The organism is Allobosea sp. Root381 (genome assembly GCF_001429395.1).
Taxonomy (GTDB): Bacteria; Pseudomonadota; Alphaproteobacteria; order Rhizobiales; family Beijerinckiaceae; genus Allobosea.
In genome coordinates this window covers 122,281-149,253 of the sequence record NZ_LMJT01000034.1, presented here as the reverse complement: position 1 = coordinate 149,253, position 26,973 = coordinate 122,281, and the positions used below count along the sequence as shown (strand labels likewise).

At 67.5% G+C, this 26,973-nt stretch carries 29 protein-coding genes; 16 read left to right on the top strand and 13 right to left on the bottom strand.

All coding sequences use genetic code 11. The features are described from left to right. Positions 1-82: 82 nt before the first annotated feature. The 4 genes from ASE63_RS20580 to ASE63_RS20565 form a co-directional block, all read right to left on the bottom strand. Entirely contained in the window at positions 83-646 is a 564-nt protein-coding gene (locus tag ASE63_RS20580) for a VUT family protein (protein WP_056805774.1), read from the bottom strand. Continuing rightward, positions 636-1,361 carry a 7-cyano-7-deazaguanine synthase QueC gene (queC, locus tag ASE63_RS20575; protein ID WP_056806174.1) on the bottom strand — a complete coding sequence of 242 codons (726 nt, stop codon included), beginning with the start codon at positions 1,359-1,361 and terminating at the stop codon, positions 636-638. The genes ASE63_RS20580 and queC overlap by 11 nt, the downstream gene beginning before the upstream one ends. A 115-nt stretch (positions 1,362-1,476) precedes the next feature. Beyond that, a complete protein-coding gene (locus ASE63_RS20570; RefSeq protein ID WP_056805771.1) occupies positions 1,477-2,421 on the bottom strand; it encodes a ribose-phosphate pyrophosphokinase in 945 nt (314 codons plus the stop codon). A gap of 204 nt (positions 2,422-2,625) precedes the next feature. After that, positions 2,626-3,210 carry a hypothetical protein gene (locus ASE63_RS20565; RefSeq protein WP_156410507.1) on the bottom strand — a complete coding sequence of 195 codons (585 nt, stop codon included), beginning with the start codon at positions 3,208-3,210 and terminating at the stop codon, positions 2,626-2,628. Positions 3,211-3,424: 214 nt separating this feature from the next. Between ASE63_RS20565 and ASE63_RS20560 the strand changes: the two genes are divergently transcribed. The 6 genes from ASE63_RS20560 to ASE63_RS20535 all read left to right on the top strand — a co-directional run bounded on the left by ASE63_RS20560 (position 3,425) and on the right by ASE63_RS20535 (position 8,438). Next, complete coding sequence (locus ASE63_RS20560; protein ID WP_056805765.1) at positions 3,425-3,679, top strand: accessory factor UbiK family protein; 255 nt, start codon at positions 3,425-3,427, stop codon at positions 3,677-3,679. A 341-nt stretch (positions 3,680-4,020) separates the two neighbouring features. After that, positions 4,021-4,527 (top strand): YbjN domain-containing protein, encoded by a 507-nt coding sequence (locus ASE63_RS20555; RefSeq protein ID WP_056805762.1) that lies wholly within the window; start codon positions 4,021-4,023, stop codon positions 4,525-4,527. A 117-nt stretch (positions 4,528-4,644) separates the two neighbouring features. Continuing rightward, positions 4,645-5,466, top strand: coding sequence for a pyrroline-5-carboxylate reductase (proC, locus tag ASE63_RS20550; protein ID WP_056805760.1), 822 nt, complete (start codon positions 4,645-4,647; stop codon positions 5,464-5,466). Positions 5,467-5,533: 67 nt separating this feature from the next. Then, complete coding sequence (locus tag ASE63_RS20545) at positions 5,534-6,295, top strand: hypothetical protein (RefSeq protein WP_056805757.1); 762 nt, start codon at positions 5,534-5,536, stop codon at positions 6,293-6,295. A 152-nt stretch (positions 6,296-6,447) separates the two neighbouring features. Then, positions 6,448-8,073 (top strand): methyl-accepting chemotaxis protein, encoded by a 1,626-nt coding sequence (locus ASE63_RS20540; protein WP_056805755.1) that lies wholly within the window; start codon positions 6,448-6,450, stop codon positions 8,071-8,073. After that, positions 8,070-8,438, top strand: coding sequence for a tRNA-binding protein (locus ASE63_RS20535; RefSeq protein ID WP_056805752.1), 369 nt, complete (start codon positions 8,070-8,072; stop codon positions 8,436-8,438). The genes ASE63_RS20540 and ASE63_RS20535 overlap by 4 nt, the downstream gene beginning before the upstream one ends. 352 nt (positions 8,439-8,790) lie before the next feature. On the opposite strand, the gene ASE63_RS20530 is transcribed toward ASE63_RS20535, so the two are convergent. The 3 genes from ASE63_RS20530 to ASE63_RS20520 form a co-directional block, all read right to left on the bottom strand. Then, positions 8,791-10,134: an ATP-binding protein gene (locus ASE63_RS20530; RefSeq protein ID WP_244491512.1), complete on the bottom strand. Its 1,344-nt coding sequence runs from the start codon at positions 10,132-10,134 to the stop codon at positions 8,791-8,793. Positions 10,135-10,256: 122 nt separating this feature from the next. Then, complete coding sequence (locus tag ASE63_RS20525) at positions 10,257-10,985, bottom strand: response regulator transcription factor (protein WP_056805748.1); 729 nt, start codon at positions 10,983-10,985, stop codon at positions 10,257-10,259. Positions 10,986-11,071: 86 nt separating this feature from the next. Beyond that, positions 11,072-11,581, bottom strand: a complete 510-nt coding sequence (locus ASE63_RS20520; RefSeq protein WP_056805745.1) for a MarR family transcriptional regulator — start codon at positions 11,579-11,581, stop codon at positions 11,072-11,074. Between the two features lie 200 nt (positions 11,582-11,781). Here ASE63_RS20520 and ASE63_RS20515 point away from each other — a divergent pair, with 200 nt between their 5' ends. After that, complete coding sequence (locus tag ASE63_RS20515) at positions 11,782-12,669, top strand: branched-chain amino acid aminotransferase (RefSeq protein ID WP_056805742.1); 888 nt, start codon at positions 11,782-11,784, stop codon at positions 12,667-12,669. An 88-nt stretch (positions 12,670-12,757) separates the two neighbouring features. Here the strand turns inward: ASE63_RS20515 and ASE63_RS20510 are convergent, their stop codons facing one another. From ASE63_RS20510 to uvrC, 5 genes are all read right to left on the bottom strand, one after another. After that, positions 12,758-13,849 (bottom strand): DUF1176 domain-containing protein, encoded by a 1,092-nt coding sequence (locus ASE63_RS20510; protein ID WP_082610153.1) that lies wholly within the window; start codon positions 13,847-13,849, stop codon positions 12,758-12,760. Next, the gene (locus ASE63_RS20505) at positions 13,827-14,327 is read right to left on the bottom strand and encodes a molybdenum cofactor biosynthesis protein MoaE (RefSeq protein WP_056805737.1); all 501 of its coding nucleotides are present in this window, start codon (positions 14,325-14,327) and stop codon (positions 13,827-13,829) included. Before ASE63_RS20505 ends, ASE63_RS20510 begins: the two co-directional genes overlap by 23 nt. Before the next feature lie 5 nt (positions 14,328-14,332). After that, the gene (gene moaD, locus ASE63_RS20500) at positions 14,333-14,632 is read right to left on the bottom strand and encodes a molybdopterin converting factor subunit 1 (RefSeq protein ID WP_056805734.1); all 300 of its coding nucleotides are present in this window, start codon (positions 14,630-14,632) and stop codon (positions 14,333-14,335) included. Further along, positions 14,629-15,240 carry a CDP-diacylglycerol--glycerol-3-phosphate 3-phosphatidyltransferase gene (pgsA, locus tag ASE63_RS20495; protein WP_056806169.1) on the bottom strand — a complete coding sequence of 204 codons (612 nt, stop codon included), beginning with the start codon at positions 15,238-15,240 and terminating at the stop codon, positions 14,629-14,631. The genes moaD and pgsA overlap by 4 nt, the downstream gene beginning before the upstream one ends. 296 nt (positions 15,241-15,536) lie before the next feature. Beyond that, complete coding sequence (uvrC, locus tag ASE63_RS20490) at positions 15,537-17,654, bottom strand: excinuclease ABC subunit UvrC (RefSeq protein WP_056805732.1); 2,118 nt, start codon at positions 17,652-17,654, stop codon at positions 15,537-15,539. Between the two features lie 92 nt (positions 17,655-17,746). Here uvrC and ASE63_RS20485 point away from each other — a divergent pair, with 92 nt between their 5' ends. The 8 genes from ASE63_RS20485 (at position 17,747) to ASE63_RS20450 (ending at position 25,031) form a co-directional block, all read left to right on the top strand. Continuing rightward, positions 17,747-18,175 (top strand): NUDIX domain-containing protein, encoded by a 429-nt coding sequence (locus tag ASE63_RS20485; RefSeq protein WP_348271369.1) that lies wholly within the window; start codon positions 17,747-17,749, stop codon positions 18,173-18,175. Continuing rightward, positions 18,168-19,187, top strand: a complete 1,020-nt coding sequence (locus ASE63_RS20480; RefSeq protein WP_056805728.1) for an NADP-dependent oxidoreductase — start codon at positions 18,168-18,170, stop codon at positions 19,185-19,187. The genes ASE63_RS20485 and ASE63_RS20480 overlap by 8 nt, the downstream gene beginning before the upstream one ends. A gap of 377 nt (positions 19,188-19,564) precedes the next feature. Further along, on the top strand, positions 19,565-21,001 hold the full coding sequence (locus ASE63_RS20475) for a DUF1254 domain-containing protein (RefSeq protein WP_056805725.1): 1,437 nt from the start codon (positions 19,565-19,567) through the stop codon (positions 20,999-21,001). A gap of 133 nt (positions 21,002-21,134) precedes the next feature. Beyond that, positions 21,135-21,974, top strand: coding sequence for a prolipoprotein diacylglyceryl transferase (gene lgt / locus ASE63_RS20470; protein WP_056805724.1), 840 nt, complete (start codon positions 21,135-21,137; stop codon positions 21,972-21,974). Further along, complete coding sequence (locus ASE63_RS20465) at positions 21,971-23,068, top strand: class I SAM-dependent methyltransferase (RefSeq protein ID WP_056805721.1); 1,098 nt, start codon at positions 21,971-21,973, stop codon at positions 23,066-23,068. Before lgt ends, ASE63_RS20465 begins: the two co-directional genes overlap by 4 nt. A gap of 33 nt (positions 23,069-23,101) precedes the next feature. Further along, positions 23,102-23,866, top strand: coding sequence for a peptidoglycan editing factor PgeF (gene pgeF, locus ASE63_RS20460; RefSeq protein ID WP_056805718.1), 765 nt, complete (start codon positions 23,102-23,104; stop codon positions 23,864-23,866). 117 nt (positions 23,867-23,983) lie between these two features. After that, a complete protein-coding gene (locus ASE63_RS20455) occupies positions 23,984-24,253 on the top strand; it encodes a hypothetical protein (RefSeq protein WP_244491496.1) in 270 nt (89 codons plus the stop codon). Between the two features lie 148 nt (positions 24,254-24,401). Then, positions 24,402-25,031 (top strand): 2-hydroxychromene-2-carboxylate isomerase, encoded by a 630-nt coding sequence (locus ASE63_RS20450; protein ID WP_056805711.1) that lies wholly within the window; start codon positions 24,402-24,404, stop codon positions 25,029-25,031. Positions 25,032-25,075: 44 nt separating this feature from the next. Here the strand turns inward: ASE63_RS20450 and ASE63_RS20445 are convergent, their stop codons facing one another. Next, complete coding sequence (locus ASE63_RS20445; RefSeq protein ID WP_056805705.1) at positions 25,076-25,882, bottom strand: glycosyltransferase family 2 protein; 807 nt, start codon at positions 25,880-25,882, stop codon at positions 25,076-25,078. 366 nt (positions 25,883-26,248) lie between these two features. On the opposite strand from ASE63_RS20445, the gene ASE63_RS20440 reads away from it, so the two are divergent. Continuing rightward, a complete protein-coding gene (locus ASE63_RS20440; protein ID WP_056805703.1) occupies positions 26,249-26,923 on the top strand; it encodes an outer membrane protein in 675 nt (224 codons plus the stop codon). Positions 26,924-26,973 lie beyond the last annotated feature (50 nt).

Here is a 26,973-nt window from a genome sequence, read left to right as displayed (position 1 = left end):
CCGCCCGTCCGTGACACTCATCTGTCTAGCGCCAACAGCTTGTGCGAAGCTGTTGGCGGTCTATCGGCGGCTGTGCGGTGATTCAGGTCGCTGCCAGTCCCAGCCGTTCGTCGCGCCGGCGCAACAGATGCATCAGGGGCAGCGCGAGCAGCACCATCCAGGCCTTGCCGATGATCTGGCCGCCGACGAAATCGAGGCTGCCGAAGGCGAGCTGCAGGAAGACGATGCTGTCGACGATCAGGCCGACGATGCTGGACGCCACCACTGCGGTGACGAAGCGGCGGCGCTGCAGCGGCGTATAGACCGCAAAATCCGCCAGCTCCGACAGCAGGAACGCCGCGACCGAGGCCACGACGATGGCGGGCGGAGCGACGAAGGCCGAGATCAGCGCGCCGATGGCGATGGCGCCGAGGCCTGCGAGCGGCCCAAGCCGGCGCTGGACGATGTCGCGCAGCACCAGCGCGAGCCCGATCATGACGACGCCGCTGGGCGCCTCGATGCCCGGCCAGACCGGCACGAGGCAGGGACCGTTCGGCACGCAAGTCGTGCCGACATTGCCGATCAGCCAGTTGGCCACCGGAATCGTAAGAGCGAAGAGGGCGAGGGCGAAGAGACCTTCGATCTGCCGCTGCCGGTCAAGATTCATGGGATGGTCCGCTGTCGTCGGGGGAGGCCAGAAAGGCGGCGTAGCCATTCGCACGCAATTCGCATGCCGGGCAATGGCCGCAGCCATAGCCCCAGCCATGCCGTTTCGTCCTGTCGCCCAGATAGCAGCTATGGCTCTCCTCGACCACGAGGTCGAGCAGCGCCTGGCCGCCCAGCGCGCTTGCGAGCGCGAATGTCTGTGCCTTGTCGCGCCACATCAGCGGCGTGTGCAGCACGAGCCGGCGGTCGAGCCCGAGACCGAGCGCCACCTGCATCGCCTTGATCGTGTCGTCGCGGCAGTCGGGATAGCCCGAGTAATCGGTCTCGCAGACGCCCAGCACGATATGCTTTGCGCCGCGGCGATAGGCCAGTGCGGCGGCGAAGGTCAGGAAGATCAGGTTGCGGCCGGGGACGAAGGTGGTGGGCAGGCCGGCATCGGTGAAGCTGATCTCGCTGTCGCGGGTCAGCGCCGTCTCCGAGATCGCGCCCAGCGCGGCGAGATCGACGAGATGGTCGGGGCCGAGCCGCTCCGCATAGGCCGGCGAGAGCGCCGGCAGCCTGTCGCGGATGGTTTGCCGGCAGGCGAGCTCGACGCGGTGGCGCTGGCCGTAATCGAAGCCGACGGTCTCGACCTCGTCGAAGCGCTCCAGCGCCCAGGCGAGGGCGACGGTCGAATCCTGGCCGCCGGAGAAGAGGACGAGGGCGCGGGCGGTCATGGTCTTCTCGCCGTCATCGCGAGGAACGAAGCGACGAAGCAATCCAACGGCGGCAGTGCCCTGCGTCCCCCTGGATTGCTTCGCTCACGCTCGCAATGGCGGAGGTTGTGCATGCTCAGTCGAACAGGCTGGAGACGCTCGATTCGCTCGCGGTGCGCTCGATGGCCTCGCCCATCAGCGAGGCGATCGAGATGACGCGGATGTTGCGCGCCACCTTCACGGCCTCGGTCGGCATGATCGAATCGGTGATCACCAGCTCCTTGAGCTTGGAATTGGCGATGCGCGCCACGGCGCCGCCGGAGAGCACGCCATGGGTGATGTAGGCGTAGACCTCGAGGGCGCCCTGGTCGAGCAGCGCCTCGGCCGCGTTCACCAGCGTGCCGCCGGAATCGACGATGTCGTCGAGCAGGATGCAGGAGCGGCCCTCGACCGAGCCGATGATGTTCATCACCTCGGATTCGCCTGGCCGGTCGCGGCGCTTGTCGACGATGGCGAGCTGCGCGTCGATGCGCTTGGCGAGCGCGCGGGCACGGACCACGCCACCGACGTCGGGGGAGACGACCATGGCGTTCTTCCAGTCCAGCCGCTCCTTGATGTCGCGGGCCATCAGCGGGGCGCCGAACAGGTTGTCGGTCGGGATGTCGAAGAAGCCCTGGATCTGGCCGGCATGCAGGTCGAGCGTCAGCACGCGGTCGACGCCGGCATGGGTGATCAGGTTGGAGACCAGCTTGGCCGAGATCGGCGTGCGGCCCGAGGCGCGGCGATCCTGCCTTGCATAGCCGAAATAGGGGATCACCGCCGTGATGCGGCGCGCCGAGGAGCGGCGCAGCGCATCGGTGATGATCAGGAGTTCCATCAGATGGTCGTTGGTCGGGAACGAGGTCGACTGGATGATAAAGACATCCTGGCCGCGCACGTTCTCCTGGATCTCGCAGAATACCTCCATATCGGCGAAGCGCCGGACCGAGGCCTTGGCGAGCGGGATGCCGAGATGGGCGCAGATAGCTTCGGCGAGCGGCCGGTTGGAATTACCGGCGACGACTTTGATCGAAGAAGGCATGCCGGGGCGCACCGTATGAACTGGCTGGGCGGGCCGGCGTGCAGCCGGCTCGGGTCGAGGGGCTCATAACAGTGGTGTGACGCCGAGTCGACCGCTGCACTGCAAAAACGGCATGCGAATGGCATTCGGGAACGCTGCGCAACGCGCACAGGACATGGGCGGCGCCCGCCGCGGCGCAGCAGGCGCTGGTCGGTACGAACCGCCTTAAAGCTTCTTGCTGCCGGCGGCGGCCGTCTTCCCGGCGGCCGCCTCCTTGGCGCTGCCGGCGCTCTGCTTGCCCGCGGTCTTGGTCTTGTCGGCCGGCAGGGTGTTCTCCACAGCCGGCGTCGTCACCAGGAAGCTGGCGATCGCGTCCATCGAATCGGATGCGGCCTTGGCGACGATGGTCTGGTCGACGCCGGACCAGGGGTCGGACGAACCGCCGCGGCGGCCGAGACTCTCGCCCTGGACGCGCTGGGCGCGCTTCTTGGTCTCGTCATAGACGTCCCAGACGAAGGCGAGCGAGGTCTGCCCGTCCTCGGTCGGCTGGGCGGTGAGATAGCCGCGAACGCGGAAGCGAGCCGGCTTGTCGCCCGGCACGATCTCCATGCGCCGCTCGGCCGCAGCTTCGCCGAGCAGCCCGGCGAAGCTCGTCGTCACCGCATCGGGCGCACCCGAAATGCTCTGCACCGAGACGGGCACGCCCGGCGCGTCGACGCGCGGCCGGGCCGCGGTGGTGGTTTCCTGGCAACCGGCGAGCGCAAGCGCAGCCATCGACCCCAGAATGGGGCCGCTGAAACGATTTAACATGACGCCTCCCGCTTGTCTTAGCGCGTACGGGTTGGACTGATTTGTATTCCCTGCGCCGTCTTTCTAGGCTCAACGCGGCGTCAGGTCCAGACGGCCGCCCGGGCCCAGCCGGCGCGGCGCCGGAGAGCGCCCTTTCGCCGCGATTGCAGGCCCGCGCGTCCTCGCCCATATATCCGGGCATACGAGCCCGTGACGGGCCGATCCGGAGAGCCCCATGGTCACGACCAGCAGCCGCATCCTCGACGACATCGCCCGCCTCGCCACCGACGCCGCCGGCGCGGCCCAGGGTGTGCGTCGCGAGCTCGAAACCGTCGTCAGAACCCAGATCGAGCGCCTCCTGCGCGAGCTGGATGTCGTCACGCGCGAGGAATTCGAGGCCGTGCGCGAGATGGCGTTGCTGGCGCGCGAGGAGAACGACAAGCTGGCGGCCCGCCTCGCCGCACTCGAGGCGGCGCAGCCCGAGCCTTGAGCACCAAACCCTGAGTCCGAGCGGGCGCCCGGCGCCCGATGCATCACACCTCCTGCCGCGCATCCACAGCCATGTGCTGTGGACAGGGCGCTGCGGGGATTGAGCCTGCCCCCCGAATCCGCCGAGCTTTGCATCGTGTTGGGAGTGTCACACGCCCTGCGCTAACGTCGGTGGAGAAATTGATTCGTCGGTCCAACCGCTTAGGGGGATTCGGCGGATCGCGGTGCCCGCTCGGGCGTCGTGTCATGTCGGTTGCGTGCCGTCAGTTTCCCCGTCGCCGTGTTCCCGTTCTCGAACGCGCCGGGCCGCATCCGCGGCTCCCGGCAGTTGGACCTTAGGGCATGATGGATCTCGAACTGGATGCCGAGCTCGAACGGCCTTCCAACCCCCTCGACCTGATCGAGCGGCTGGCCTCCCTCAACAGCTGGGCCTTCGACCGTGACAGCGACGACGAATTGTCGGTCTCGGTGACGGGCGGCTGGTCGGATTATCACGTCGCGATCACCTGGCTCGCCGAGGTCGAGGCGATCCATATCGCCTGTGCCTTCGACCTCAAGGTGCCGGAACGGCGGCGCAGCGAGGTGCTCCAGCTCGTCGGCATGGTCAATGAGCAGCTCTGGCTCGGCCATTTCGACCTATGGAGCTCGGAGAGCGTGGTGATGTATCGCCACGCGCTGCTGCTGTCGGGCGGGGCCGAGCCGACCGACGAACAGGCCGCGGCGCTGATCAAGACGGCGATCGACACCTGCGAGCGCTACTACCAGCCGTTCCAGTTCGTGGTCTGGGCCGGCAAGACCGCCAAGGAGGGCTTGGAAGGCTCGATGCTGGAAACCGTCGGCGAGGCGTGATCGTTTACACGTCATGGTCGGGCTTGACCCGACCGTCCCCGGCAAGTGACGCTCCGGTCACGAGATCCTCGGGGCAAGCCCGAGGGTGATGCCCGCTCCCTACGTTGAGAGAACGCCATGTCCAGCCCCCTGCCGCAATCGCTCGTCCTTCTCGGTGCGGGCAAGATGGGAGGCGCGATGCTGGAGGGCTGGCTGCGCATCGGCATGAATCCGGCCGGTATCAGCCTGATCGATCCGAAGCCGTCCGACGAGATGGTGGCGCTGGCGGGCGAGAAGGGCATGCGGCTCAATCCCGACCCGCATTCGCTCGGCCCGGTCGAGGTCCTGGTGCTGGCGACGAAGCCGCAGACGCTCGACACGGCGGCGCCGGCCGTCCAGGCCTTCATCTCGCCGCAGACGCTGCTGATCTCGATCCTGGCCGGCAAGACGCTGGGCGACCTCTCCGCCCGCCTGCCGAATGCCACCGCGATGATCCGCGCCATGCCGAACCTGCCGGCCTCCGTGCAGCGCGGCGCCACCGCAGCTGCGGCGGGCAAGGGCGTCAGCGCCGCGCAGCGCGCCATGGCCGATGCGCTGCTCTCCAGCATCGGCAAGGTCGAATGGCTCGAGGACGAGCGGCTGATCGATGCGGTCACCGCCGTGTCCGGCTCGGGGCCGGCCTATGTCTTCCATCTGGTCGAATGCCTCGCGGCTGCGGGTGCCGCCGCGGGCCTGCCGGCGGATATCGCCGAGCGGCTGGCGCGGGCTACGATCGAGGGCGCCGGCGAGATGCTGTTCCAGTCGCCGCTTTCGCCCGCCACGCTGCGCCAGAATGTGACCTCGCCCGGCGGCACCACGGCTGCGGCGCTCGAGGTGCTGATGGCCGATGACGGGCTGAAGCCGCTGATGCAGAAGGCGGTGGCCGCAGCCAAACGCCGCGCCGGCGAGCTTTCGGGCTGAACGGCCTTTCATAGGCCGCGATCGAGGCCTACCTTCTTTGCGACTGCGTCGTGAAGGAGTTCTTTCCATGGCCCGCAAACCCGTTTCCCCCGAACCCGCTTCGCTTGCCCCCGCGGCGGCTCCGGCTGCCGATCCGCGCAAGCAGGCCATCGAGGCCCTGATGCGGCTCGCGGCAAGCCGCCACTGGGACGAAATCGAGCTCGGCGACATCGCCGCCGAGGCCCGTCTCACGCTGGCGCAGCTGCGCGGCCTGTTTCCCTCCAAGCTCGCCATGCTCGGCGGGCTGACGCGCCTGGTCGATGACGTGGTGATGGCGGAGGCCTCGGATGAACTGGAAGGCGAGCCCGTGCGCGAGCGGATGTTCGACCTCGTGATGCGCCGCCTCGATGCGCTGGCGCCCTACAAGGCGGGGCTTCGCCGGATCGCGCCCGCGGTCCGCAGCGACCCGCTGGCGATGGCGGCGCTCAACCGCGGCGCGGTGAATTCCTGGCGCTACATGCTGGCCTCGGCCGGCATCCCGACCGAGGACGGTCTGGGCAGCGTCCGCGTGCAGGGCGCAGTGCTGCTGATGGCGCGGGTTTCCGAGGTTTGGCTCGACGATGAAGAGCCGGGGCTGTCGCGGACCATGGCGCGGCTCGACCGCGAACTGAAGACCGCCGGGCGGATCATGGCGCGGGTCGAGGACGTGCACCGGCTGACGGCGCCGCTGCGGGGGCTGGCGCGCGCGCTCTGCTCGGGCAAGCGCCCGCATGTGCGCCGTCGCGAGCGGGCGGAAGGCGAGGGCGGTCTGCGCGGCGGCGACAATGAGGATTTCGCCCCGGCGATCTGATCCCGCCCTTTGAACTTGCATCGGCTTTTCTCGAAACCGCGTGCCGCTTTTCGGGCCGATGCTTCAACCATGGCGGAAATGCGGCAGCCGTTAAGCCGGCCTTAGCCAATTCCGCGTCACGTTGCGGAATCCACTTCCCGCTGGGGTTCCGCATGTCCTTGACGAAGAAGCTCGCCACCCTGTCGATCAGCCGTTCCTTCGCGCTGGTCGCGGCACTTGCCGTGATCATTTCTGCCGCGAGCGTCGCCGTGACGCTGAACGCCGCGCGCACCGAGATGATCGCGCTGAAGGGCGTCGAAACGAAGAATGCGACGGCGGATGTCGATGCCGCCTTTCTGGGCATGATCGGCGAAGTCGCATTGGTGCTCCTGCCCCTCGGCCTCGTGATGTTCGGCCTCGTCATCTTCCTGAGCCGGCGCGCCTCGCAGATGCTGAGCTCGCTGGCGCAGTCGATGACGGGCCTTGCCTCCGGCGACCTGAAGACCGAGATCGCCTTCCAGGAGCGGCCTGACGAGATCGGCTCCATGGCGCGCGCGGTCGTGATCTTCCGCGATGCGGCGCTCGCCAAGGCCGAGATGGAGGACGAGAAGCAGCGGTTCGAGCTGGAGGCGGCGAGCCATCGTGACGCCGCCGACGGCCAGCGCCGGCGCAGCGAGGTGGAGCGGGCCGAGCAGGCGCGCATCCAGGAAGGCGTCGTGCTGGCGCTCGGCTCGGGGCTCGAGCGTCTCGCGGAAGGCGATCTGACCTATCGCATCACCGACAGCTTCGGCGCGGACTACGCCAGGCTCAGGGACAACTTCAACATCGCGATCGCCAAGTTGCAGGAGACGATGCGGCAGATCGCGACGAATACCGAGAGCATGAAGGCGGGCTCCGTCGAGATCAGCCAGGCCGCCGACGACCTCGCCGGGCGCACCGAGCAGCAGGCCGCCTCCGTCGAGGAAACCGCGACGGCGCTCGACCAACTGACCGCGACGGTGCGCCAGACCGCAGAGAGCGCGCGGCTCGCCAGCCAGGCGACGACACAGGTCAAGGCCGAGGCCGAGCAGTCGACCTCGATCGTGCGCGATGCGGTGGTGGCGATGGGCGGCATCGAGAAGTCGGCCGACGAGATCTCCCAGATCGTCGGCGTGATCGACGAGATCGCCTTCCAGACGAATCTGCTGGCGTTGAACGCCAGCGTCGAGGCGGCGCGGGCCGGCGATGCGGGCAAGGGCTTCGCCGTCGTCGCCTCCGAGGTGCGTGCGCTCGCCCAGCGCTCGGCGGAGGCCGCCAAGGAGATCAAGGCGCTGATCACGGCTTCGAATGTCGAGGTCGACAAGGGCGTCTCGCTCGTCGGCCAGACCGGCAATGCGCTGCAGCGGATGGCTGATGAGATCAGCCGTGCGACGGGACTCGTCGCCGAGATCGCCAATGCTGCCCAGGAGCAGGCCTCCGGCCTCCAGGAGGTCAATACGGCCGTCGGCGAGATGGACCAGTCGACGCAGCAGAATGCGGCCATGGCCGAGCAGTCGACCGCCGCAGCCCATTCGCTCTCGCAGGAGGCCGACCGCCTCTCCGCCCTGGTCGGGCGCTTCCAGCTCGGTGGCGACGTCGCAGGCCTCAAGGCGATGGCGCGCACCATGCAGGCTGCGATCGCGCCGCAGTCCGCCCCTCGCCCCGCCCCGCGCGCGACGGCTCCCCGCGCCGCCCGGCCGGCGGCCGTCGCCGCTGGCGCCGCAAGCCCCCGCAAGCTAGAGACTTCCGGCACGCATGACAGCGGTTGGGAGGAGTTTTGAGTTCGGCATCTGACACCGGCGGCCCTGCCGCCGCCATCGGCTTCGACGATTTCCTGAAGGTCGACATCCGTGTCGGCACCATCGTCGAGGCCTTGCCCTATCCCGAGGCGCGCAAGCCCGCGCTCAAGCTGACGATCGATTTCGGCGGCACGATCGGGCTGAAGAAGTCGTCGGCCCAGATCACGCGGCACTACAAGCCGGAGGAGCTGCCGGGGAAACAGGTGCTGGCGGTCGTGAATTTCCCGCCGCGCCAGATCGGCAAGTTCATGTCCGAGGTGCTGACGCTCGGCGTGCCCGATGCCGATGGCGAGGTCGTGCTGATCGGCCCCGGGCTCGATGTGCCGAAGGGCGGGCGGCTATTTTAGGGGGGGTCGCTTTCCAATCGCCTCCTGTTGACGCAGGATCGCCGGATCGATCGCTGGAGGTCCGGGCCATGTATGCCTTTTTCCTCGTTGCGCTTATCCTGACGGCCGCCGTTGAACCTGCGTTTGCGCAGCGCGACCGTGGCGGTGGCGGTGGGGGCGGTCGCGGCGAGGGCCGATCCGGCGAAGGGCGGGACGCGAGGCGCGAAGCCTGCCGGGAGGAGGCCAGACGGGTCCATAGCGGCGGCCGGTCGCTGGCCACCAATTCTGAAGAGCTCCGAGAGCGCAGGCGCAGCTACGTGCGCGAGTGCAGCCGCCGGTAGCGATTGTCGTCAGGGCCCGGCAGCGCTCGCGCCTACACAGGCAGTCGCACCGTCGCCCTCAGTCCGCCCAGCGGCGAATCGGAGAGGATGATGTCGCCGCCATGGGCGCGGGCGATGTCGCGGGCGATGGCCAGCCCCAGGCCCGTGCCGCCGGAATCGACGTTGCGGGCCTCGTCGAGCCGGAAGAACGGGCGGAAGACGTCCTCGCGCTGCTCGGGCGCGATGCCCGGCCCGTCATCGTCAACCGTAACGATGAGGTAGCGCGCATCATGGGTCGCGCGGATGGCGATGCGGTCGCCGAAGCGGGCGGCGTTCGAGACCAGATTGGTCATCAGCCGGCGGAACGCGTCCGGCCTGATCACCACCAGCGGGTCGCCGATGACCGTCAGTTCGGTCTGGTGACCCTGCCGCTCCGCGTCGGATTTGAGATCCTCCATCAGGGCGCGGATATCGGTTTCGATTGCGGCCTCGCCGGCATCGCCGCGTGCGAAGGCGAGATAGTCCTCCAGCATGCGGCTCATCTCGTCGACGTCCTTTTCCAGCGCGTCGATTTCCGAGGAGCGCTCCATCAGGGCGAGCGAGAGCTTGAAGCGGGTCAGGATGGTGCGCAGGTCGTGGCTGACGCCGTTCAGCATCGTCGTTCGTTCGCCGACGGCGCGCTCGACGCGGCGTTTCATCTCGATGAAGGCGTTGCCGGCGCGGCGGACCTCGCTGGCGCCGCGCGGGCGGAACTCGGTGTCGCGCCCCTTGCCGAAGGCCTCGGCCGCGTCGGCAAGCTTGAGGATCGGGCGGATCTGGTTGCGCAGGAACAGCACCGCGATGGTCAGCAGGATCAGCGAGGTGCCGATCATCCAGAGCAGGAAGATGTGGCTGTTCGAGGCATAGGCCGAGTTGCGCCGCGTCAGGATGCGCATCACGTTCTTGCCGAGCTTAACCCTGATCTCGATCAGGCTGGAGCGGCCGACGGTGTCGAGCCAGAAGGGGCGGGCGACCTGCTGGGCGAGCTCGGCCGAAAGCGCGCTGTCCAGCAGCGAGAAGAAGGGGCGTGGGCCGGGCGGGGGCAGGTCGGCGTCGGGGATGATGTCGACATCCATGCCGAGCCGTTCCGCCGCGATGCGGCCGAGCACGCTGGCGTCGGCATCCTGCGGGTAGCTCTCATAGACGTCGATCATCGCCGCGATGTCGGCGGAGACGGCAGAGGACAGGCGCTGCGTCACCGTCTGCCAGTGCCGCTCCATGAAGACGTAGGCGATGACCGACTGCAGCACGACGACCGGCGCGATGACGATGACGAGCGCGCGCGGATAGAGCCCCTTCGGAAGATAGCGCGCGATGGCGTGCAGCGGTCGCCCGGCACGCCTGAGCAGCGGCTTGATGCGGCGGTTGATGGTCGCGCCGCGGCGCGAGACGGCCACCCGGAGGCGTCCGACGGCCGCGCCCAGCGTCCGGACCAGCCGCAGGCTGCGGCTGCGACTCTCCTGGCCGGGCTGGACCGGCGTCACGTCCGATCCGTCAGGAGGCGGTAGCCGACGCCGCGCACGGTCTGGAGGTAGAGCGGGTCGGCGGGGTCGCGCTCGATCTTGCGGCGCAGGCGGTTCATCTGGACGTCGACCGTGCGATCGTTGGCGGCGGAGCCCTGGGCCGCCAGCTCCTCGCGCGGCACGACCTCGCCGGCGCGCTCGGCCAGCGCCGTCAGGATCTCGCGCTCGCGCTCGGTGAGGCGGATCGGCTCCTCGCCCTTGTGCAGCTCGCCGCGCGAAAGCCCGTAGAGGAACGGCCCGAAGCGGACGAAATCCGGCCGCGCTCCGGATTGGGCCGTATCGACGACGATGGTCCGCTTCAGGATGTTGCCGAGCCGCAGCAGGAGCTCGCGCGGCTCGAAGGGCTTGGCGAGATAGTCGTCGACGCCGAGCTCCAGGCCGTTGATGCGGTCCTTGCCGTCGGCGCGGGCGGTCAGCATCAGGATCGGCACATGGGAATCGGCGCGGAACCGGCGCGCGAAATCGAAGCCGTTCTCGCCCGGCATCATGATGTCGAGCACGATGCCGTCGAAGACGAGGCGGGCGAGCCTGAGATCGGCTTCCGCGGCATTGGCGGCCGTCGTCACGCGATAGCCATTGTCGCCGAGGAAGCGCGCCAGCAGGTCGCGCAGGCGGCGATCGTCGTCGACCACGAGGATGTGGGGTGCTTCGTCGGGGAGCGGCTTGCGCGCCGGCTGTGCGGCCATCGGTGTCGTGCCTTCGTCTGCTGCGCCGTCCGGCCGCCCGGCCCGCGCTTGTCTCTGCGCTCTCGCTTCCGGCGGGGCCGCCCTGCTCACTGCGGGGCAGCGAGGAAGCTCGTTACCTTGTGGCGTTCGGCGGGATCGATCAACCCCGCAAGATAGACTGCGACCGTCTCGGCCGCTTCCGGCGCGAGCTGATCGAGCGCCGCGTTGATCCGCCGGGCCTGGAGCTGGATCAGGCGCGAGGCGAGATCCTGCCCCGCGGCGGTGGCGTGGAGATGGCGCTGGCGCTTGTCCTGGACGCCGGTGCGCTGCTCGACATAGCCGGTCTCGACCAGTTCCTTCAGGACGCGGTTGAGGCTCTGCTTGGTGATCTTCAGGATGTCGAGGAGTTCCGCGATGGTCAGGCCCGGCCGACGCAGGACGAAATGCAGGACGCGGTGGTGGGCGCGGCCGAAATTGTATTCCGCCAGGATGCGGTCGGGACCGCCCACGAAATCGCGATAGGCGAAGAACAGGAGTTCGATCAGATCGTAGGGCACGGCTTCCGTAGCCGGTACGGGGCCGGCCGCATCGACCGGTCGGGATTGCCTCTGTGCCATCGCATCGCCCCGAAATTTATGTCAGTGATGTTGACATATCTCAGACGGAAGATTACCGGTCAAGCGCGCCTGACGACGGAATATGTCGCAAGACGATGTTGCAGCGCAGTATGATTCCGGTCTTTCGTCCCCTGCCGCAATGGTGACGGTGCCCGGGGCGCAACGGAACAGCAAGGCCGGAAGTGCGAGAGGAGCACGCCATGTCAGTCATTCCCTTCGACCAGCGCGACGGCGTCATCTGGTTCGACGGCAAGCTCGTGCCGTGGAAGGATGCCAAGATCCACGTACTGACCCATGGACTGCATTACGGCTCCTGCGTATTCGAGGGCGAGCGCTCCTATGACGGCGTGATCTACAAGGGCACCGAGCACTCCAAGCGCTTCCACAAATCGGCCGAGATCATGGATTTCGACATTCCGTGGTCGGTCGCCGAGCTCGACGCCGCCAAGGAGCTCTGCCTCAAGGAGAATGGGCTGAAGGACGCCTATATCCGCCCGGTCGCCTGGCGCGGCTCGGAGATGATGGCGGTCTCCGGCATCAACAACACGATCCACACCGCGATCGCGGTCTGGGAGTGGCCGAGCATGTTCGACATGGCGCAGAAGCTCAAAGGCGTGCGCCTCGACGTCGCGACCTATCGCCGGCCGGACCCGGCCTGCGCGCCGGTCCATGCCAAGGCGGCGGGGCTCTACATGATCTGCTCGCTGTCGAAGCACAAGGCGGAGCGCGCCGGCTATGCCGATGCGATGATGCTGGATTGGGAAGGCAATGTCGCCGAATGCACCGGCGCCAACATCTTCTTCATCAAGGACGGCGTGATCCACACCCCGCAGGCCGACCGCTTCCTGAACGGCCTCACCCGCCAGTCCGTAATCGCGCTGTGCAAGGAGCGCGGATTCGAGGTGGTCGAGCGCCGCATCCGCCCGGAAGAGCTCGAAGGCTTCTCCGAATGCTTCATCACCGGCTCGGCCGCCGAGGTGACGCTGGTCTCCGAGATCGGCCCCTATTCCTTCGTCACCGGCAATATGGGCAAGGTGATCATGGAGGACTACTCCGACGCCGTGCGCGGCAAGCTGAAGGCGGCCTGAGGCGCATCGTCATGCTCGGGCAAAGACCCGACATCTCCTGCAAGAGATTCTCGGGTCGGCGCTTCGCACCGCCCGAGAATGACGGCCGCTACTTCGCCGTGCTTCTGAACAGCGTCAGCCAGTCGTCGGCGGGGATCAGGCGGCATTCGCCCATGGCGCTGAGCTGCAGGGGCAGGAAGCGCGAGCCGTTCCAGCCATAGGAGCCCAGGGCGCCGCAGTCGCCGATGCCGCGGCCCTTGGCGAAGAACGTCACGCGCCCGTCCTTCGGGTCGAATTCGGCGTTGACCAGTTCGTTGCCCGGCTTGTCGTCGTTGCCCTCGAAGACGGCCGGCTTCGCCTTGGCGACATCGCGGCCGGTGACGAGCCAGAACTGGCTCGAGACATTGTACGCCCCGCGCGAGCAGGCGACGACGACGAGCCGGGTGGCGTCGTCTAGCGCGAAGACCTCGTCCGCGCTGGTGAAGCCCTCGGGCGTGTCCTCGCAGGAATCCGGCTCGCGCCGGTTCAGCTCGCTGCGCAGCGCCTTGATCACGGCCGCCGCCTGATCCTTGGCGAGCGGCTTGCCGGTGACCGGCTTGCTGGCGATCACGGGAAGCGCTGGAGCCGGCGGCACGTTGCCGGCCGTGCCCTTGCGGATTAAGGCTGTCGGCGTGTTGAGCCGCCCCTGGCGCTCGTCGATCCAGAGCATGGCGGCCACGGAGCCGGCCAGCGACAGCTTGAAGCTTTGCTTCCCGATCCGCGCCGTCAGAACGGTCGCCTTGCGCGCGGCGGCGATCAGCGCCTCCGCATCGGCTAGGGGAAGGGCGATCTCGGCAGTCTCAGCGTCGTTGCTGGTGGCCGCGAAACGGCGCCCGGCGGCGGGGAAGGACGCGCCGTCGAGCGCAAGCTCGATCTCGAAGCGGGGCGCGAGCTTCTGCGCCCGCAGCTTCAGCGCGAGGGACGGGGCGCCGTCGGGGCCGGCCGGGCGATCGAGCCGGAGAAAGGCGATATCCTCATCGCCTTCGTTCGGCAGCGAGAGCGCCGCGCAGGCCCTGGTGTTGTCGCAGCCGGCGGTCCAGTCGCGAAAGGTCTTCATCTCGCCGACTTGCGCCTGGGCTGAAGCGGCAACGAGAAGCGACAGGATGAACGCGGCGAGGCCTGCCTGGCCCGAAGGGGCCCTAGCTCCAGCGGAGCGCCGCATCGTCGTCCTCCTGCTTCGCCTCGACCCAGCCGCCGGTGGTGCCGTCGGCGAGGTGCTCGCGCTTCCAGAACGGCGCGCGGGTCTTGAGATAGTCCATCATGAAGTCGGCGGCCTCGAAGGCAGCGCGGCGATGAGTGGAGGTTGCGATCACCAGCACGATCTGCTCGCCGGGCTCGACCAGCCCGAAGCGATGGATGGCGGTGAGCCCCGTCAGCGGCCAGCGCGTGGCGGCTTCGATGGCGACGCGGGCGATCTCGGCCTCCGCCATGCCGGGATAATGCTCGAGTTCCAATGCCCTCAGCGTGCCGCCCTCGTCACGGCAGAGGCCGGTGAAGCTGACGACCGCGCCGATGTCGCGACGGCCCGCGGAGAGCGCGGCAACCTCGGTTGCGAGGTCGAAATTCTCGCGCTGGATGCGGATGGTGGGAGTGATCACATCTGTTCCCACGACGCTGTCACGTGGAATGTCGGGGACCATCGGCCTCAGCCGCCGGTCATCGGCGGGAAGAAGGCGATCTCGCGCGCATTCCCCAGACGTGTTCCCGGCTTGGCATGGACCCGGTCGAGGGCGGCGCGGATCAGCTTCTCGTCGGCGAAGGCGGCGGCGTAGCCCTCGTCGCGGGTCTTCAGCCAGCGCACGACATCGAGCACGGTCTCGGCGCTGGCGGGCAGCGCGACCTCTTCCTCGCTCAGGCCGACGCGCTCGCGCACCCAGGCGAAATAGATCAGGCGGACGCTGCGGGCCGTCGCGACCTGGACCGGCTCTGCGAGTGTCTGCGTCATGCTCCGCGCTCGTCTTCCTCGACCATGTGGCGGACGCCGGCGTTGAAATAATCCCAGCCCGTATAGATGGTCAGCCCGGCGGCCAGCCACAACATCACGATGCCGATCTGGGTATTGTAGGGCAGCACCTGGTCGCCTGCCGGGCCGGCGACGAGGAAGCCGAGCGCCAGCAGCTGTGCGGTGGTCTTCCATTTGGCGATCTTGCTGACGGGCACGCTGACCTTGAGCTCGGCCAGGAACTCGCGCAGGCCGGAGACCAGGATCTCGCGGCAGAGGATGACGATCGCGGCCCAGATAGCCCAGCCCTGGATCGTGTCGGTATGGACCAGCATCAGCAACAGGGCGCAGACGAGGAGCTTGTCGGCGATCGGGTCGAGCATGCGGCCGATCGCCGATTGCTGGCTCCAGGCGCGCGCGATCCAGCCGTCGAGATAGTCGGTCACGGCGGCGGCGACATAGATGGCGAGCGCCGCCCAGCGCGCCCAATCCTCGCGCGGCCAGAACAACAGCGCCACGAGCGCCGGAATCGCCAGGATCCGGCCGTAGGTGAGCAGGTTCGGCAGGGACCATGGCCCGCGCCGCCTGATGGCGTCTGGAAGAATCGTCACGGGAATCACCAAAGCAGCCGGCCGGTTACAGCGTCAACACGCAAAGCTGCGATTGGGGCCATGCGCGGCGCAAAGCCGCGACGATGGTCGAAAAGCGCGTCGTCGTCCCGGACGCAGCGAAGCGGAGATCCGGGATCCATTCCGGAGCATCTACGAACAAGGTTCAGGCTTGGATCCCGAGTCTCCCGGAGCCTGTTCTTGGGCCGGCCAAAGGCCGGACCGAGGGGGCGCCCGGGATGACCGCGCGCTTCATCGTCAGCCTCGGAGAATGAGGCATACGGAGCTCCGGGCCGCTCTCACCCATCGTGAAAATAGTCGTGTACCGCTTTGGCCGTGGCCGCATTGACGCCGGGCGTGCGCATCAGGTCGTCGAGCTTGGCGCGCTTGATCGCCTTGACCGTGCCGAAATGCAGAAGCAGCGCCCGTTTACGCGAGGGCCCGATCCCGGGAATCTCGTCGAGCGGGTTCTTCATCGTGTCCTTCTTGCGCCGTGCCCGATGGGTGCCGATGGCGAAGCGATGGGCCTCGTCGCGCAGGCGCTGGATGAAGTAGAGCGCAGGTTCCCGCGGCGGCAGCTTGAAGGGCTCGCGGCCGACCATGTGGAAGGTCTCGCGCATGGCGTTGCGGTCGGCGCCCTTGGCGATGGCGACGAGCGGGATGTCGCCGGCGCCGAGCCCGGCCATGATCGCGCGAGCCGCCTCGAACTGGCCCTTGCCGCCGTCGACGATCACGAGATCCGGGCGGGAGGGGAAGGCGTCGTCGTCAATGTCTTCCGGGGCATCCGGGGGAATGCCCGCCTCACGCGAGCCCTCATCCTGAGGAGCGCCGTCAGGCGCGTCTCGAAGGATGTTCGCAGAGGCTCCATCGCTTGCTGGAGCATCCTTCGAGACGGCCGCTGAAGCGGCCTCTCCAGAATGAGGGCTGAGAGAGATTGCGCCTTCCTTCGCCAGCCTCGCGAACCGGCGCGTCAGCACCTCGCGCATCATGCCGAAATCATCGCCGGCGATGGTGTCGGCCGAGATGTTGAAGGTGCGGTAATGGCTCTTCATGAAGCCGTCGCGGCCCGCGACGATCATGCCGCCGACCGCGTTGGTGCCCATGATGTGGGAGTTGTCGTAGACCTCGACGCGGCGCGGTGGCTTGTCCATGCCGAACGCCGTGCCGAGCGCCGCCAGCAGCGAGCTCTGGCCGGCATTGTCGGCGAGCTTGCGGGAGAGCGCCTCGCGGGCGTTCTTGCGGGCGTGCTCGACGAGGTCGACCCGCTCGCCGCGCTTCGGGTTCGCGACCTCGACCTTGCGGCCGGCCCGCGCCGACAAGGCCTGCGCAATCAGCTCGATCTCCTCGACCGGGTGCGAGAGCAGCACCAGCCGGGCCGGCGGCTTGTCGTCGTAGAACTGCGTCACCACCGAGGCCAGAACCTCGGCCGGTGTCAGGCTGCGGTCGGCGCGCGGAAACAGCGCGCGATTGCCCCAGTTCTGCTTGTTGCGGAAGAAGAAGATCTCGACGCAGAACTGCCCGGCCTGCTCGTCGATGGCGAAGACGTCCGCCTCCTCGACGCCCTGCGTGTTGATGTCCTGCCCGGCCTGCACGGCTGACAGCGCCGCCAGCCGGTCGCGATAGCGCGCCGCCTTCTCGAATTCGAGGTTTTCGGCGGCGTCCTGCATGCGGGCGGAGAGCAGTTGCTTCACGCTGGACGAGCGCCCGGAGAGGAAGTCGCGGGCCTGGCCGGCGAGCGCCTGATAGTCGGGGATCGAGATCTCGCCGGTGCAGGGGCCGGAACAACGCTTGATCTGGAAGAGCAGGCAGGGCCGCGTGCGGTTCTCGTAGAAAGAGTCGGTACAGGAGCGCAGCAGGAAGGCTTTCTGCAGCGCGTCGATGGTGCGCTCGACCGCCCAGACCGAGGCGAAGGGGCCGAAATAATCGCCCTTGCGATGGCGCGAGCCGCGGTGCTTGGCGATCTGCGGCGCCTCATGGTCGCCGGTCAGAAGGATATAGGGGAAGCTCTTGTCGTCGCGCAGCAGCACATTGTAGCGCGGCCGGAGCTGCTTGATCAGGTTCGACTCGAGCAGCAGCGCCTCGGTCTCGGTGCCGGTGGTGACGAACTCCATGTTCGCCGTCTCGGCGATCATGCGGGCGACGGCGTTGGTATGCGCCATGCCGCGCGCATAGGCCGTCACACGGTTCTTCAGGTTCTTGGCCTTGCCGACATAGAGCACCTCGCCGGCACGATCGAACATCCGGTAGACGCCGGGCTTGTTCGGCAGATGCTTGGCGAAGCCAGCGATGACCTCGATGCCGTGCTTCAGCGCGCCGGGCGCGGCCTCGCCGAGATCGAGCACGGGGGCGGGGAGGCTCTCCTCGGCTTCGACCTCGATCTCTGTATCCGGCAGATCGGACTGGCGTTCGCGATTCATGGCACGCATGTAGGATGCGCGAGGCGTTTCGTCATGTCAGCAGGATGATCCAGTAAGGGATTTAGTTCATGCGCTGTCGCCCCTCGTCGAGGTTGCTGATCGTCGATCGCGAAGGGCGCGTGCTGCTCTTCCGCTTCGTCTTCCGAGATGGTGCGCTGGCCGGTCAGGACTCCTGGGCCACGCCGGGTGGCGGGCTCGATCCCGGCGAAACATATGAGGAGGCCGCGATCCGGGAACTGCGCGAGGAAACCGGCATTCTTGTGGAGGCGATCGGTCCATCGATTGCTACGCGGGAGTTCGTGCTTCAGCTTCCCGATGGCGAGCAGGTGATGGCGCAGGAGCGCTTCTTCCTGATTGATGTCGACGAAACGGTTCTGTCCACAGATGGCTGGACGGCCCAGGGACGCGACGTCATGACCGAGGCCAAATGGTGGTCGATGACAGACCTCGTCGAATCGATCGTGACGATTTGGCCCGACAACCTTCCCGCCATCCTGAAAGGTCATGTCCGTGATGTCTGAAGTCGAAACCCAGCAGATCGTCCTGGCCTCGCGCCCCGAAGGGCGGCCGACGTCCGCGAACTTTCGTCTGGAGCAGGGGCCGATCCCGGCGCCGTCCGATGGCCAGGTGCTGCTGAAGATCCTCTATCTCTCGCTCGACCCCTATATGCGCGGCCGGATGAGCGATGCGAAATCCTATTCCGCGCCGGTCGAGATCGGCCAGGCGATGGAGGGCGGGACCGTTGCCGAAGTGCTCGAGAGCCGGCATCCGGGCTTCAAGGCCGGCGACATCGTGCTCTCGCATTCGGGCTGGCGGTCGCATGCGCTGGCCAAGGGCGAGGGCTTGCGCAAGCTCGACCCCGCCGCGGCCCCGCTCACGACGGCGCTCGGCGTGCTCGGCATGCCCGGCTTCACCGCCTATTCCGGCCTCCTCACCATCGGCCAGCCGAAGCCGGGCGAGACGGTCGTCGTCGCCGCGGCGAGCGGGCCGGTCGGCTCGGCGGTCGGCCAGATCGCGCGGATCAAGGGGGCGAGGGCGGTCGGCATCGCCGGTGGGGCGGAGAAATGCGCCTATGTTCGCGATGTCTTCGGTTTTGATGCGGTCATCGATCACAAGGCGCCCGACTTCCCGGCGCAGTTGGCGGCGGCCTGTCCGAAAGGCATCGACGTCTATTTCGAGAATGTCGGCGGCAAGGTCTGGGATGCGGTGTTCCCGCTGCTCAACCCCTTCGCGCGCATCCCGGTCTGCGGGCTGATCGCCCAGTACAACAGCAGCGGCGATTTCGAGGGGCCGGATCGCCTGCCCGTGCTGATGCGCCAGATCCTGACCAAGAGCCTGACCATCCGCGGTTTCATCCAGCGCGAATTCGTCGCCGAGCAGCGCCCCGCCTTCGAGCGCGAGATGGCGTCCTGGATCGCGACCGGGGCGGTGAAGTACAAGGAGGACATCGTCGAGGGCCTCGCCAACGCGCCCGAGGCCTTCATCGGGCTTCTGGACGGCGCGAATTTCGGCAAGCTCGTTGTGAAGCTGTGACGACGCGGGTGGTGTCGATCTTGCCGGGCGGCATCGCCTGACTTCGCAAGGCTGATCCGCCGGCAATACCGGTCATTCCGGGCGCGGGCCTGCGGCATGCCCCGGAATGACGGCGCAGTTCCAGCACGCTTTCAGGCCGCCGTCGTCGGGCGATACGCCCATGCCATCGAGCAGGCTCTGGGTTTCGCGAGCCGCCGATCTGCCGGGTTGCGTGACGCTTACGCAGGGTCATAATCGGCCAGGCTTGCCCGGGCTCGCAGTGACCCCGGCAAGATGCTCAGCCACTATCGAAACGCGCTGCGGTGGTGCGGCTTCAGCAGAAGGATATGCATGGCCGTCATCTAGGTTCATTCAATAAATCAGCACCGGAGGGGAAGATGGCTAGAGATTTTTTTGTCTCGTCTATCTGTGCTTTATTGGTTTCGTTTGCCGCTCCGGCGGCGCTGGCTCAAGGCGCCGCTCCGCCCCCGACCGAAGCCGAGGCGCATTCGATCGCGGTCGACGCCTATATCTATCTCTATCCGCTGGTGACGATGGATATCACGCGCCGGCAGGCCACCAATATCGAGCCCGGCAAGGTCTTCGGGCGCGGGCCGATGAACATGTTCGTCAACGTCCCCGAATTCCCGCCCGCCGATTTCAGGGACGTCGTGCGGCCCAATTTCGACACGCTGTACTCGATCGCCTGGATCGACATGTCGAAGGATGCCGCGGTGGTGTCCGTGCCCGATACAGGCGGGCGGTTCTATCTCATGCCGATGCTCGACATGTGGTCCGACGTGTTCGCATCGCCGGGGTGGCGCACGACCGGAACGCAGGCCGGCAACTTCCTGCTCGCTCCGCCGAAATGGAGCGGCCAGGTTCCCGAGGAGATGACGCGGATCGACGCCCCGACGCCGACCGTCTGGGTCATCGGCCGGACCAAGACGGACGGGCCGGCCGATTACGACGCGGTCCACAAGATCCAGGCCGGCTACAAGGTCACGCCGCTGTCGGATTGGGGCAAGCCGCCCCGCGCCGTGGAGGTGAAGATAGACCCCGCCGTCGACATGAAGACCGCGCCGAAGCTGCAGGTCGATTCCATGCCGGTCGCGCAGTACTTCGCCTATGCGGCCGAGCTCCTGAAGCTGCACCCGCCGCATCTCACCGACCAGCCGATCATCGCGCGGATGAAGCGCATCGGTATCGAGCCGGGCAAGGGCTTCGATCCCGACAAGCTCTCCCCCGCTGCGAAGAAGGGGCTGGAAGGCACGCCGGAGGCTGCGCGCAAGCTGATGGAGTGGAAGATTCCGACGCTGGCGCGCGTCGTCAACCACTGGTCGATGAACACCGACACGATGGGCGTCTACGGCAACTACTATCTCAAGCGGGCCATCGTGGCGCAGGTCGGGCTCGGCGCGAACCTGCCGGAGGACGCGATCTATCCGCTGAATCTCGGCGACGAAGCCGGCAGGCCGCTCGACGGGGGCGGCAAGTACACGATCCAGTTCGAGAAGGGGGCCGCCCCGCCGGTCAACGCGTTCTGGTCGATCACGCTCTATGATCAGGAGGGTTTCCAGGTCGCCAACAGCCTCAATCGCTTCGCCGTCAGCAGCTGGATGCCGTTCAAATACAATCCCGACGGCTCGCTGACGCTGTATCTGCAGAACGAGAGCCCCGGAAAGGACCGGGAGGCCAACTGGCTGCCGGCTCCGAAAGGGCCGTTCAACCTGACGATGCGGCTTTATGGTCCGCAATCGGACGCGCTCACCGGACGCTGGAACCCGCCGCCGGTGACCAAGGTTCAGGCTCTGCCGGCACTGGTGGGACAATAGCAATCTCGAGACTGCGCCGGCCTCTTTGAACCGGCGCAGTCTCGCTCGGTGCGTTGCCAGCGCGAGCCTTTTCGCTTGACCGCATCGCGGCGGCGCAGCCATCACCATGCGCCCGCCACCGGACGTAACGTGCATGCCCAGCTTCGCCATCGCCTTTCCGATGATCGACCCCGTCGCGCTGCAGCTCGGGCCGCTCTCGGTGAAATGGTATGGGCTCGCCTATGTCGTAGGCCTCCTCGGCGGCTGGTGGTATGCGCGCCGGCTGGTGGCGTCCGAGCCGCTCTGGGGCGGCCGTGCCCGGCCGAAGGCAGAGGAACTCGACGACATGCTGCTGTTCGTCGCGCTCGGCGTCGTGCTCGGCGGGCGACTCGGCTTCGTGCTGTTCTACGATCTCCAGCGCTATCTCTCCCGGCCGCAGGACATCCTCGCGATCTGGCAGGGTGGCATGTCGTTCCATGGCGGGCTCGTCGGCGCGGCGACGGGGCTTTGGCTGTTCGCGAAGCGGCGCGGCTATCCGATGCTCTCGGTGTTCGATCTCGCCGCCGCGGTGGTGCCGATCGGGCTCTTCCTCGGCCGCATCGCCAATTTCATCAATGCCGAGCTCTGGGGGCGTTCGGCGCCGGACGTGCCCTGGGCCATGGTCTTTCCGAATGCCGGGCCGTTGCCGCGCCATCCGAGCCAGCTTTATGAGGCGCTGGGGGAGGGGCTTCTGCTGTTCATCCTGCTGGCGCTGCTGGTCAGGGCTGGCGGCTTCCGGCGGCCGGGCCTCGTCGCCGGGGTGTTCGGCATGGGCTATGCGGTGGCGCGCATCGTCTGCGAGTTCTTCCGCGAGCCGGACCCGCAGCTCGGCTTCCTGTTCGGCCGTTCGGTCGATGCGCTGTCGGGCGGGATCACCATGGGCATGCTGCTGTCGCTGCCGCTCTTCGTCGCCGGGCTCTTCCTGGCACTTCGCGCAAGGCGGACCGCCGCGTGAGCGCGCTCAAGGCGGAACTCGTCCGCCTGATCGCCGACGAAGGGCCGCTCCCGGTCTCGCACTACATGGCGCTCGCGCTCTCGCATCCGCAGCACGGCTACTACATGACGCGCGATCCCTTCGGCGCGGCGGGCGACTTCACCACTGCGCCCGAGATCAGCCAGATGTTCGGCGAGATGCTCGGGCTCTGGGCGGGGCATCTCTGGCAGGCGATGGGCGCGCCGCCGCGTTTCGCCCTGGTCGAGATCGGGCCCGGGCGCGGTACGCTGATGGCCGACATGCTGCGCGCGGCGCGGATCGTGCCGGGCTTCCGCGAGGCGGCTTGCGTGCATCTGGTCGAGACCAGCCCGGTGCTGCGCGAGATCCAGAAGGAGACGCTGGCCGGCAAGGCCGAGCCGGTTTGGCATGATCGTGCCGAGACGGCGCTGGAGGGCCCGGCCATCGTCATCGCCAACGAGCTGCTGGACGCCTTGCCGCTGGACCAGTTCGTGATGACGCCGGAAGGCTGGCGCCAGCGGCTGGTGGGGCTCGATGCCGAAGGCGAGCTGGTGTTCGGCCTTTCAGGCCACGCCGAGGCGCAGGCGCCGCTGCCGCCGGGGCCGATGGGCGCCGTTCTCGAGCAGCCGCACGCCGCGCTCGCTCTGGTTTCGCGGGTCGCGGGCCATGTCGGGCGCTTCGGCGGCGGAGCGCTGTTCCTCGATTACGGCTCGGCCGAAACCGGTTTCGGCGACACGCTGCAGGCGATGCGGCGGCACGCCTTCGTCGATCCGCTGTCCGGACCGGGCGATGCCGACCTCACCGTGCATGTCGATTTCGCGCGGATGGCGCAGGCCGGCTTGCGCGCCGGCGCGGCGGCGCATGGCCCGGTGCGGCAGGGCGCTTTCCTGCTCGCATTGGGGCTGGCCGAACGCGCCCAAGCGCTTTCCGGCAAGGCGAGCCCGGAGCAGGCACAAGAGATCGCAGCCGCATTCGACCGCCTGACCGCGGGGGCTGCGACCGGCATGGGCGATTTGTTCAAGGTTCTCGCGCTAACCCATCCCGACTTGCCGCCGCTGCCCGGATTTGACCTTCATCGGCTGCCAGAGCAGGGCTGACGACAGCGGCACGCCGCGAAACCGGACGATACGATGCTCATCACCTCTGCCGATCTCGCCGCCGAAACCGGCATCCGCCATGCCTTCTTCACCCGCGAGGGCGGCGTCTCGACCGGCATCTATGCCTCGCTGAACGGCGGTAGCGGTTCCGCCGACGACAAGGCCGCCGTCACGGAGAACCGGGCGCGCATGGCGGCAAAGCTCGATGTGGCGCCGGGCCACCTCGTCAGCCTCTACCAGGTGCATTCGGCCGATGTGGAGATCGTGACCGGCCCTTGGACCGGCGACAGGCCGAAGGCCGATGCCATGGTCAGCGTCGCGCCCGGCGTCGCGCTCGGCGTGTCCACGGCCGATTGCGGGCCGATCTTGTTCGCGGACAGCGAGGCGAAGGTGATCGGCGCGGCGCATGCCGGCTGGAAGGGCGCCTTCACCGGCATTGTCGCCGCGACCGTCACCGCCATGGAAAAGCTCGGTGCGCGCCGCGAGCGCATCATCGCCGTGCTCGGGCCGACGATCAGCGCGAAGGCTTACGAGGTCGGCCCGGAGTTCCTGGAGCGCTTCAAGGCGGCGAACGCGACCTATGCGCGCTTCTTCACCGCCTCCGAGCGGCCGGCCCATGGGATGTTCGACCTGCCGGCCTTCATCGCCTCGAAGGCGCAGGAGGCGGGAATCGGCCGCTTCATCGATCTCTCGCTGTGCACTTATGGCGACGAGCAGCGCTTTTTCAGCTATCGGCGCGCGACCCACCGCTCCGAGCCCGACTACGGCCGGCTGATCTCGGCGATCGCGCTGGGCTGAACTCCATCTGGCGAACTCCCGCCGCGTTTCCAGTGGGAGTTGCATCGACTCAGCGCCGGAGTCATCGTTCCCTCGCCACATCATGTGGCTTTTGGGGGTAGCATGGAACAGATTTTGATGAATCTCGTTGCCGGTGCGATCGGCGGCAACGCTGCGGGAAAAGCCTCTCCAACCTTCGATCTCGGAACACTGGGCAACACGCTTGCCGGCCTTGTCGGCGGTGGCGTGCTCGGCCAGCTCATCCCTCTCGTGCTGCCGGCGGTCAGCGCTGCGGCCCAGAGCGGCAACCTGACCATCGGCGGCGTCCTGACGCATCTGATCGGCGGCGGCGCCGGCGGAGCGATCCTGACCGCCATCATCGGCGGGCTGAAGAACAGGACCGCCTGATCGGCGAAGGGCTCACCGGGCGGCGACCCCTCGTCTCGCTGCCCGCCTCATCACCATTCGCCGCCGCGCGCCATGGCCGTCCGAGACAGGGGACAACCTGCGCCGCGCGGCGACGAGCTCCGCCGGCCAAATCATGGAAAGCCCGAACTTGCCCCGCTCGATCGCGTACTTTTTCTCGTTGCATTCGCCCTGGACTTATCTCGGGCACGCTCTCTTCCTGGACATCGCGCGGCGGCATGGCTGCGAGATCGTCTACCGGCCGGTGCCGTTGCGCGCCGTCTTCGACGAGACGGGTGGCCTGCCGCTCCCCAAGCGCCATCCGGTGCGCCAGCGCTATCGGCTGCTGGATCTGCAGCGCTGGCGCGAACGTCGCGAGCTGCCGCTCGTGCTGCAGCCCAAGCATTTTCCGTTCGATCCCTCGCTCGCCGACCGCTTCGTGATCGCGATCGCATCGGCCGGCGGCGACCCCGGCCGTTTCATGGCCGAAATCATGGCTGGCGTCTGGGCCCGCAACGACGACATGACGCGGCCGGAAGCGATCTTTGCCATCGCGCGGGCGGCCGGCTTCGATGCGCAGGCGCTCGCGGCGGCGGCCGAGGGCGAAGAGTTGCAGCTGCGCTACGAGGCCACGATTGCCGCTGCCGTCGAGGCCGGCGTGTTCGGCGCACCGAGCTATGTGCTCGATGGCGAGGTGTTCTGGGGGCAGGACAGGCTCGAACTGCTCGACAGCGCGCTCGCCAGCGGCCGTGCGCCCTATCGTCCCGACCCGGGCGCGTGAGCGCTGCGCGATTCGGCCGCGGCGGGTGACAGGCTGCGGACCCGTCAGTTCTCGTCCGACTTCTGCTGCGGCGGCGCGGCAGCGTCCGTGCGGCGCTGCAGCCGCCTTTCCCAGTGCTTGGCGACCCTGAGATAGCGGTAGAAGGCGTAGTTCATCGCGGTCATGAAGCCATAGACGCCACGCAAGGCGTGGCGCCGGCCGATATAGGCCTTGATGAAGTTCGCCGGGAACTCGGCGACGAGCCGGAAGACGGAGAGCGTGATGCCGCGCTTGTCGAGGTCGTCGGCCTGGGCGTCGCTATAGCCGTTGAGCTTGGCCATCTGCTCGCCGAGCGAGCGCACCGAGAAATGGTGGACCGTGCCCTTGAGCCGGGCGACACGGGCACCGGCGACGAGATCGACGCGATCATGCACCGGGGAGGGCGAATAGCGACCCTTGTCCTTGCGATAGAGCCTGACCGGCGCAAGCGCGTAGGCGAGGCGATGCGGCGCAGGCTCTCCCGGGAAGATCTCGGCGATGCGCAGCTCAAAGGCATCGGCGGCGGGCTCGCCATTGGCGAAGAGGCTTGCGATCTCCGCCGCGAGGTCCGGCGGCACGACCTCGTCGGCATCGAGATTCAGCAGCCAGTCGTGCCGGCATTGATCCTCGGCGAATCGCTTCTGCGGGCCGTAGCCCGGCCAGGGATTGAAGATGACGCGGGCGCCGAGTGATTCTGCGATCGCCTGCGTGCCGTCGGTCGAGCCGGAATCGATCACGACGATGTCGTCGCTGAGCGCGCGAACCGCCGCGATGGTGCGTGCGATGCGGTCGGCCTCGTCGCGGGCGATGATGAAAATCGAAAGAGGCGGCACCCGGAAGCCTCGCTATTCCTGCCTGACGAAGCGACGCTTAAGCACCCGCCAGATTGCGCGCAAGCCAGCGTGCGGAAATTGTGGCGAGATAGGGAACCTAATGCGAGCCGCGGCGTTCGTAGCCGGAGGAAAGTCTATCGCCGCCGCGGTATTAGTATTCGATTTACCATTCATCTTGCTTTAATAAAGATTAATCGGTTTTTACCGATTTGAGGCAGTCATCTCAATCGTGCCCCATTTTTGCCGCGGTCTGTGAGGTAGCTGTGCTTCGGATGCAACAGACAAAGCCAGTAGCCTGCCCTATAACGATGCTATCGAAATCACCCGCCGGGCCGACCGGCAGAAGCGACGACTGAGGAGTTTATCATGAAGAAGTATCTGCTTGCGAGCGTTGCAGCTCTGGGCATCGTCGCAGCCGGCGCCGCTTCGGCTGCCGATCTGCCGTCCCGCAAGGGCCCGGTCGTTGCGCCGGTCTACGTTCCCGTCTTCACCTGGACCGGTTTCTACGTCGGTGTGAACGCCGGCTACGCCTGGGGCAACGTGAACGCCGGTACGTTCGGCACCACCCGCACGGTCAACATCGGCGACCTCGACGGCTTCGTCGGCGGCGGCCAGATCGGCTACAACTACCAGATGGGCCAGTTCGTCCTCGGCGTCGAGGCCGACATCCAGGGCGCTGACCTGAACACCGGCTCGAACTCCTTCGGCGATCGCGTCCGCACCGACTACTTCGGCACGGTCCGTGCCCGCGTCGGTCTGGCCTTCGACCGGTTCCTGCCCTACGTCACCGGTGGTTGGGCCTACGGCAACGTGAAGACCACGATCGGCCCGGCGGGCGCCTTCGCTGGTGGTTCGACCGACAAGTCGCACACGGGCGGCTACGCCGTCGGCGCCGGCCTCGAGTACGCCTTCACCAACAACTGGACCGCCAAGGTCGAGTACCTCTACGTCGACCTCGGCGAAAAGAACGTGTTCGACTCGGGCGTCAAGGTTGGCACCGACTTCTCGGTTGTCCGCGCCGGCCTGAACTACAAGTTCTAGTCTGCCTCCCCTCCCGGGGATCTCATGAACCCGGTGGCTTCGGCCACCGG